The sequence below is a fragment of the Micromonospora sp. KC606 genome (assembly GCF_004348675.1).
GTDB lineage: Bacteria > Actinomycetota > Actinomycetes > Mycobacteriales > Micromonosporaceae > Micromonospora.
On sequence record NZ_SMKN01000264.1, the window covers coordinates 1 to 7,294 of the forward strand.

Consider the following 7,294-nt stretch of genomic DNA (forward strand, 5'->3'; position numbering starts at 1 on the left):
GGGCGGGGCCCGGTGGTGCTCTTCGACGCCTCCGCCGAGGTGCTGGCCCGGGCGGTGTGCGACTGGACCGGAGTGCCAGTCGGTGACGACGAGCTACCCGGGCTCGCCACCGACCTGGTCACTCTGGTCGACGGCTTCGGCACCGTCGGGCCGCGCCACTTCCGCGCCCGCCGGGCCCGTACCCGGCGGGAGGGTCAGCTGGCCGACCTGGTCACCCGGGTACGCCGGGGCGAGGCCGAGGTGCCGGGCGGCTCGGCGGTGGATGTGGTGGCTCGCCATCGGGACGCCGACGGCGCCGAGCTGGATCCCTGCCTGGCCGCCGTGGAACTGCTCAACATCCTCCGGCCCACGGTGGCGGTCGCCTGGTTCGTCGCCTTCACCGGGCACGCGCTGCACCGCTGGCCGGCGCACCGGGACAGGCTGGCCGGCGGCGACCCGGCCTTCGCCGAGGCGTACGCGCACGAGGTCCGCCGTTTCTACCCGTTCGCCCCGTTCGTCGGCGGGCGGGCGGCGGCTGACCTGAGCTGGGGCGGCGTACGCATCCCGGCCGGCGCGACGGTGCTGCTGGACCTGTACGGGCAGAACCACGACTCACGGCTGTGGCCGGATCCGTACCGTTTCGACCCGGAGCGCTTCCTGGGGCGGAAGATCGGGGAGTTCGATCTGGTACCGCAGGGCGGTGGTGACCCGCGCACCGGGCACCGCTGCCCGGGCGAGCGGATCACGGTGGCCCTGCTGCGGTCGCTCGCGGTCCGGCTGGCCCGACTGGACCACCGGTTGCCGCCACAGGACCTGACCATCCCGCTGCACCGGATCCCGACCCGCCCGGCCAGCGGGGTGGTCGTCGAGGCGCGTTGACGTCGAGGCGCGGCGGGCCGGCCACCGGTGCGGTACCCGCCCCGCCCAAGAGAAACGGCCATGATCACACCTGGGCGGGCTGCGCCGACGGGGCCACGCCGAGCAGCTCGGTCAGCCGGGCCGCGTCGCGCTGGGCCTGACCCTCGCAACAGTTGTTGAACAGAACGTGCAACTCCCGGGTCGTTCCGGCCAGGTCGGTCAGCAGTTCGGCCTAACGCCGCAGTTCCCCGTCGGAGTACGCGTACCGGAATCGGTCCTCCTTACCACCGTCCGACCAGGACGGGCTGTGTCCGTGGAACCGAACCACCGCCGGGTCGGCGGTGGTGATCATGATCGGCGGCACCGAGGAGGGGTGCCCCTGCGGCATGTCCACACAGACCATGCTCAGCCCGTGGTCGGCCAGGAAGGTCACCGTCTCGGCGGCGGCGTCGTCGTCGAACCACGAGCCGTGTCGCAGCTCGACGGCCACCCGCCAGGGCTGGCACCGCTCCGCCAGCTCCAGGATCCGCCGCCGGGCGGCCTCGCCACGCACCAGCCAGGGCGGGAACTGCAACAGCACCACGCCGAGCCGGTCGGCCGCCGCCAGCGGCCGCAGCGCCGCCCGGAACCGTCTCCACAGCTCCTCGTACGCCTCGCCGGGCAGATCGCGGCGGCGGATCCGGGCCGGGCCGGTGGCCGGTCGCAGGTCCCGGGGCAGCGTCCTGACCGGGGTGGGGTGCCCGGTGAAGAGGCTGAACGCCTTGACGTCGAAGGTGAACCCGGGTGGCGTGGCCTCGGCCCACCCGGTGGTGGTCGCCGGCGCCGGCACCGCGTAGTAGGACGTGTCCACCTCGACCAGCCCGAAGTGGCGGGCGTAGAAGCCGAGCCGGTCGGCCGGGGTCCGCACCGAGCGGGGATACCAACCGGCGCGCAGCAGCGTCTGGTCCGCCCAGGAGGAGGTACCCACACGAATGTCACCCATGTCATGCCGTCGTACCCCCAGCGGCCGACCCGGCAACCCCCGGCGGGACCGAAACCGTCGCGGCACCCACCTACGGTGGGGGTCGAGTCCATCGACGGGGCCCGGTCGATGGGCTGACCGTCGACCGCGCCGACCCGGCGTCCCGTTCGCGCCGAGACCCGCCTGACCAGGGCCGCCAGCCCCCGCGATGTGACGTCCCGGCTGCTGGCGGCGCTGAGGGCACGAGATGAACGCACATCGCCTGGACCAGGAAACCGTCGAGCGGCTGCTCGACGATCCGGTCGTCGACCTCCGAAACGGGCCGCAGCCGCTGGTGCGGCTCCTGGCGGCGGTCCGTGCCGCGCCGCGCCCCGCCGAACTGCGCGGGGAGGGCGCCGCGATGCGCGCGTTCCGTGGTGCGTACGCCGGCACGCCCGCCCCGACGGATCCGCCCAGCGGAGGCTGCCTGGGGTGGACGGCCGGCGAGGCAACCCCTACGGAATGGTAACTTGCCCCGATGAGTCTGCGGCGTGGACGCGTGGCGATGGCCTTCCGCCCGGCGATCGTGATCAGCGTGCTGGCCGGGATCGTGCTCACCGCGCTCGGTCCGGCCACGGTCACCGGCCTCCTGCCGTACTTCACCATCCAGAGCAACGTGGCGGTGGGCGTCTTCGCCGGGTACGCCGCCTGGCGGACCTGGCGGGAGCTGCCCGAACCGTCCTCGGCCCTCAAGGGGGCGGTCACCCTCTACATCACCATCACCGGCGTGGTCTACCACCTGGTGTTGGCCAACCCGGCCAGCCCGTTCGCGGTCGCCCAACCGGACCGGGCGCTGCCCGAGGCGCTGGGCAACCAGTTCCTGCACACGGTGGTGCCGCTGCTGGCGATCGCCGACTGGGCGCTCTTCGACCCGCGCGGACGGCTACGGGTCCGGTACGCCATCTGGTGGCTGGCGTTCCCACTGGCGTACCTCGGCTTCGCCCTGGTACGCGGGCTGATCGTGGCGAAGTACCCGTACCCGTTCATCGACGCCGGGCAGCTCGGCTATGACGGCGTCGCGATCAGCACGGTCTTCTTCGCCGTGGTGTTCTGGCTGCTCGGTCTGCTCCTCGTCGGGGTGGACCGAGGGCTGTCCCGGCTATCCGGCGCCCGCCGCGCCGACGGCACGCCACCGCCCGCGCCCCGCGCCGACGCGCCGAAAGCCGCCGCCGGCGCGCACCGGGGCGACGACGGCGCACCGGAGGCGCCGGCCGGGCAGCGGCAACCGTCGGCCGGCTCAGTCGGGTAGGCGGACCCGGCGACCGGGCGTCATGGCGGGCCGGGCCCGCCCGTACGCGTCGGCCCGGCCCCAGCGACCCGGGACGTCGAGCAGCTCGATGCGCCCGAACTCCTCCGGCAACGCCGGGTTGACCAGCAGGTTGTCCCCGCACGGCCGCAAACCCAGGGCCGTGGCGAGCAGCATCAGCAGCGCCCCGGCGGACCAGGACTGCGGGCGCCCAGCCACCGGTAGCTGGACCGGATACCGGGTGATCAGGCGCGGGTAGCCCGCGATCACCTCCGGCAGCGACCCGCCGACCAGCCCGGCGACCGCGAAGATCCCGGCGGCGATCCTGGCCGCCTCGTCGTCGTGGCGGTACCGGCGCAGCCCGGCGGCGATGAGCGAGTTGTCCGAGGGCCAGACCGCACCGACGTGCGCCCCCACCGGGTTGTACGGCAGCTGCCCCTCGGCCAGGGTCCGCACCCCCCAGCCGTTGAACAGCGCCGGGGAGAGCAGGTGCCCGGCCACCGCCGCCGCCCGCTCCTCGGTGACGATTCCGCTCCACAACAGGTGGCCGATGTTGGAGGTCAACGTCTCCACCGGCGTGCCGTCCGGCTCCAGGGCCAGCGCGTAGTACTCCCGTTCCGGCAGCCAGAAGTCCCGGTTGAAGCGTTCCTTCAGCGCGGCGGCCTCCCGCTCCAGCCGGTCGGCGTACACCGGGTCGGCCCAGAATTCCCGGGCCAGCCGGGCCCCGCGAAGCTTCGCGTCGTACGCGTAGCCCTGGAGTTCGCACGTCGCACGGGGCGTGGCGGCCTCGCGGCCGTCGCGGTGCACGATCGAGTCCGGCGAGTTCTTCCAGCACTGGTTGGCCAGCCCGGATCGCCGGTTACGGGACAGGTACCGCAGATACCCGTCGCCGAGCAGGTCGCCGTACTCGTCGATCCAGTCCAGCGCACTCCGGGCGGGGTAGCGAAGCTCGCGGACCAGTTCACCGTCCCCGGTCCAGCGCTCGTACTCGTCGAGCAGGATCACGAACAGCGGGGTGGTGTCGGCAGCGCCGAAGTAGATGGCGGTCGGCTGGTCGCCGAAGGCGGCGGACTCGCCGTAGCGCTGCTCGGCGAGGATCTTCCCGGGTTCCTCCTCGTGGAAGTCGTCGAGGCGGGCCCCCTGCAGCAGCGCGAGCAGCCGCAGCGTGGCCGACGCCAGCTCGGGGGTGTAAGCCAGCGTCTGCAGACCGGTGACGAGGGCGTCGCGTCCGTACAGCGTCATCGCCCAGGGCAGGCCGCCGACCGGCACCCGGTCGGGAAACGACAACGGGCGGTAGCGCAGTGCTGCGAGGTCGGCCAACGCGCTGGTGTACACGCGGGCCAGGCCATCGCCCTCCCCGGCCACCAGCAGCGGGGCGCGGTCCAGCCACGCCTGCAGGTCGGCGCGCATGCCGTGGCGGACCTGCTGTCGGTGTGACTCCAGGCTGGACCGCAGGTCCTGGCCCGTCTCGCCCGCGACGACCATGGCGACGTGCAGATCGGTGATCCACCTGCCGCGCGGCGGGACGGTGAGCCGGAAGGTGATGCCGGACCCGTCGACCTCGCCGGGGGCGGTGCTGGAAACGATCGCTTCCCGGCTGAACCACTCCCGCTGGTAGCGCAGCCGCAGCACACCGTCGGCCGAGGATGCCTCGACGGTCGTCGCCGCTCTCGGCGACGGGTGGCAGACCTCCGAGATGTCGGCGAAGTCGGTGGCGATCTCCATCCGGACGACGAGGTGCGCCGGTTCCGCCGAGTGGTTGAGGATGGTGAGCCGCTCGTTGAAGCTGTCGTCGAGGGACCGGTGCCGGATCACCGACACGTCGGCGTCGACGTAGTGGCTGGCCGTGCCGGGCACCAGGAAGAACCGGGTCTCGAAGTAGGTCATGTCGTCGCGGGACAGCGCCTTCAGCCGTTCGCCGTCGACGGTGAGCACCCAGCGGGAGAGGAAGCGGGTGTCGAAGGAGAAGAGGCCGATCGGCGCCCTCGGATCGACCTCCATGTCCCCCTGCGCGTCGCTGACCGCGAAGAGGTTGCCGGCGACCACGTGGACCTGTTCCTGCCTCACCGCCGCCCGACCTCCTGCCGGGCGAACTCACGGGGGTGCTGCGCGCCGGGAGGGCCGGGCAGGATCCGCCGCAGCGACAACGCCAGTTGGAGGTCGCCGGTCACACTGAGCTCGTTGCGCATCAGGGACTCCACCAGGCGTCGTCGCCCGCTGGCCAGCCGGTCGAACGCCTCCCGGTCGCCGCACAGCACCAGATCGGCGTCCCCCCCGGAGCGGCGCACCTCGACCCGCTGGTTGTGGAGGATCAGATACCAGTGTTCGGTGTGTCCACCCTCGCGCAGGTCGAGCCGGATGGTGCCGCTCACGCTCTCCGGGAGTTCCTGGCGACTGCCGCTGCCCAGCTGCTTCAGAAACTCCGCCGCCGACGAGGCCATGGCTCCTCCCCCGGTGCGTTGCCGTCTCCTGCCACCCGCTCACCCTGCCTGCGGCGAGGGTGACCGCGGCTCACCCCCTGCGGGTGAGATCCGGCAACCGTGGTACGAAAGGGCCCGGGAGGCGACATGCGCGGACTGGGCGATCCCCGGCTGGACCGGGTGCTGGCGGCGCTGCTGGCGATGCAGCGGCAGTCGTGGGAGCAGGGGGTGACCGCACACGCCCTGCTCGACCTCGGACGTGACGGGGAGGCGATGCTGTTCGCCGACGCGGCGGTGACCCGGCAACACCCGGACGGTCGGCTCGGTGACGTCTCCGGCGAGGACGGCGCGGTCAACGGCGCCGCCTGCGGCGAGGCCGTGCGGCACGCCGCCCGCACCGACCCCGACGACCGATGGACCGGGGCGTTGGACCGGCAGCTCGACTGGCTGCTGCGCAGGGCGCCGCGGGCCGGCGACGGAACACTGTTCCACCTGCTGGGCAGCCGGCAGGTCTGGGCGGACAGCGTCTACATGGTGGTCCCGCTGCTCGCCGTCTGTGGCCACCCCGACCGGGCGGCGGCGCAGGTGCAGGGGCACCGTCGCCGGCTGTACGACCCGGCCACCGGCCTGTACGCCGCCCGGTGGGACGAGGATCAGGGCCGGCTGGAGCACCCGCCGCACTGGGGCACCGGCAACGGCTGGGTGGTCGCCGGGATCGCCCGCGCCCTCCGGCTGCTGCCGCACTGGCCGGACGGTCTGCGGGACGGGCTGGCCCGGCACGCCCGGCAGGTGCTCGACGCGTGCCTGGCGCACCGCCGGCCGGACGGCCTCTTCCATGACGTGCTGGACGACCCGGGCAGCCACGTCGAGACCAACGTGGCGCAGATGCTGGCGTTCACGGCGCTGACCGGCGCGACCGACGGGTGGCTGCCGCCGTCGTACGGTGAGGTCGGGCGGGACCTGCTCGCCGCCGCCGACCGGCAGGTCGACCCGTACGGTCTGGTCCGGCCGGTGAGCGGGGCGCCGGACTTCACCCGTCCGGGCACCTCCGCCGAGGCGCAGGCGTTCCACCTGCTCGCCCACGCCGCCCTGCGCCGCGCCCGGCTCGTCACGCCGACCGCCGACGTCGGCTCGCCCGGATAGCCCTTCCAGGTAGGCGGCCTGGCCGACGTGCTGGAGGTCGTCCTCGGCCACGCTGACCAGTCAGGCCGAGCCGGGCCGACCCACCCATCGCCGATCCGGACCGCCGCCCGGGTTGGCAGAACCCGGCCGTTAGGGTGATCACGTGGTCGCGGCGCTGGAGCTGTATCTGGACACCGACGCGACGCGGCGCATCCGGGTGCTGTGGGACGCGCTGGAGGCCGAGGGCGTGCAGAGCATGCGGTCCCTGCTGGAACGGCGGCACCGGCCACACGTCTCGTTGGCCGTGGCTCCCCGCTTCGATCCGGAGCGGGTCGCCGAGGCCCTGCGCGGGATGGTGGTGGCCGCCCCACTACGGCTGGACTTCCAGCACGCCGGGCAGTTCGTCGGCCGGGTGCTGTGGTTGGGTGTCACTCCCACGGCGGAGCTGCTGGCCCACCACGCGCAGGTGCACGAGCGGCTGACCCGGGCCGGGATCGCCCTGTCGGAGCAGTACCTGCCGGGGCGCTGGGTGCCGCACTGCACCCTGTCCATGCGGGTGCCCAACACGCTGATGACCGCCGCCGTGCGCCGCTGCCTGGAGATGCTGCCCCTGGCGGCGACGGTCACCGCCGCCGCCCTGAATGACCACGCCCGCGACATCTCCCGCCC

The 7,294-nt window shown here is 73.4% G+C and carries 7 protein-coding genes and 1 pseudogene; 5 read left to right on the forward strand and 3 right to left on the reverse strand.

Annotated elements, in window-relative coordinates; genetic code table 11:
• The coding region (locus tag E1193_RS28570; protein WP_132186274.1) for a cytochrome P450 at positions 1-858 on the forward strand (858 nt) is incomplete at its 5' end.
• 64 nt (positions 859-922) lie between these two features.
• Here the strand turns inward: E1193_RS28570 and E1193_RS28575 are convergent.
• Positions 923-1,819, reverse strand: a pseudogene (locus E1193_RS28575) (DUF72 domain-containing protein).
• 226 nt (positions 1,820-2,045) lie between these two features.
• On the opposite strand from E1193_RS28575, the gene E1193_RS28580 reads away from it, so the two are divergent.
• On the forward strand, positions 2,046-2,306 hold the full coding sequence (locus E1193_RS28580) for a hypothetical protein (protein WP_132186275.1): 261 nt from the start codon (positions 2,046-2,048) through the stop codon (positions 2,304-2,306).
• Between the two features lie 9 nt (positions 2,307-2,315).
• Positions 2,316-3,086, forward strand: a complete 771-nt coding sequence (locus E1193_RS28585; RefSeq protein WP_165945852.1) for a Pr6Pr family membrane protein — start codon at positions 2,316-2,318, stop codon at positions 3,084-3,086.
• Here the strand turns inward: E1193_RS28585 and E1193_RS28590 are convergent.
• Together E1193_RS28590 and E1193_RS28595 are read right to left on the reverse strand one after the other, a co-directional pair.
• Positions 3,075-5,150, reverse strand: coding sequence for a glycogen debranching N-terminal domain-containing protein (locus E1193_RS28590; RefSeq protein ID WP_132186276.1), 2,076 nt, complete (start codon positions 5,148-5,150; stop codon positions 3,075-3,077). The two genes, E1193_RS28585 and E1193_RS28590, sit on opposite strands and share 12 nt — an antisense overlap.
• Entirely contained in the window at positions 5,147-5,524 is a 378-nt protein-coding gene (locus tag E1193_RS28595; protein WP_132186277.1) for an SCP2 sterol-binding domain-containing protein, read from the reverse strand. Before E1193_RS28595 ends, E1193_RS28590 begins: the two co-directional genes overlap by 4 nt.
• Positions 5,525-5,650: 126 nt before the next feature.
• Between E1193_RS28595 and E1193_RS28600 the strand changes: the two genes are divergently transcribed.
• Positions 5,651-6,646: a glycoside hydrolase family 88 protein gene (locus E1193_RS28600; protein WP_132186278.1), complete on the forward strand. Its 996-nt coding sequence runs from the start codon at positions 5,651-5,653 to the stop codon at positions 6,644-6,646.
• A gap of 142 nt (positions 6,647-6,788) precedes the next feature.
• Positions 6,789-7,294 (forward strand): 2'-5' RNA ligase family protein (locus tag E1193_RS28605; protein WP_132186279.1); only part of this gene is annotated, 506 nt, incomplete at its 3' end.

Coding starts and splice junctions, on each gene's coding strand:
- E1193_RS28580 (WP_132186275.1), top strand. CDS start 2,046: ATGAACGCACATCGCCTGGACCAGGAAACCGTCGAGCGGCTGCTCGAC.
- E1193_RS28585 (WP_165945852.1), top strand. CDS start 2,316: ATGAGTCTGCGGCGTGGACGCGTGGCGATGGCCTTCCGCCCGGCGATC.
- E1193_RS28595 (WP_132186277.1), bottom strand. CDS start 5,524: ATGGCCTCGTCGGCGGCGGAGTTTCTGAAGCAGCTGGGCAGCGGCAGT.
- E1193_RS28600 (WP_132186278.1), top strand. CDS start 5,651: ATGCGCGGACTGGGCGATCCCCGGCTGGACCGGGTGCTGGCGGCGCTG.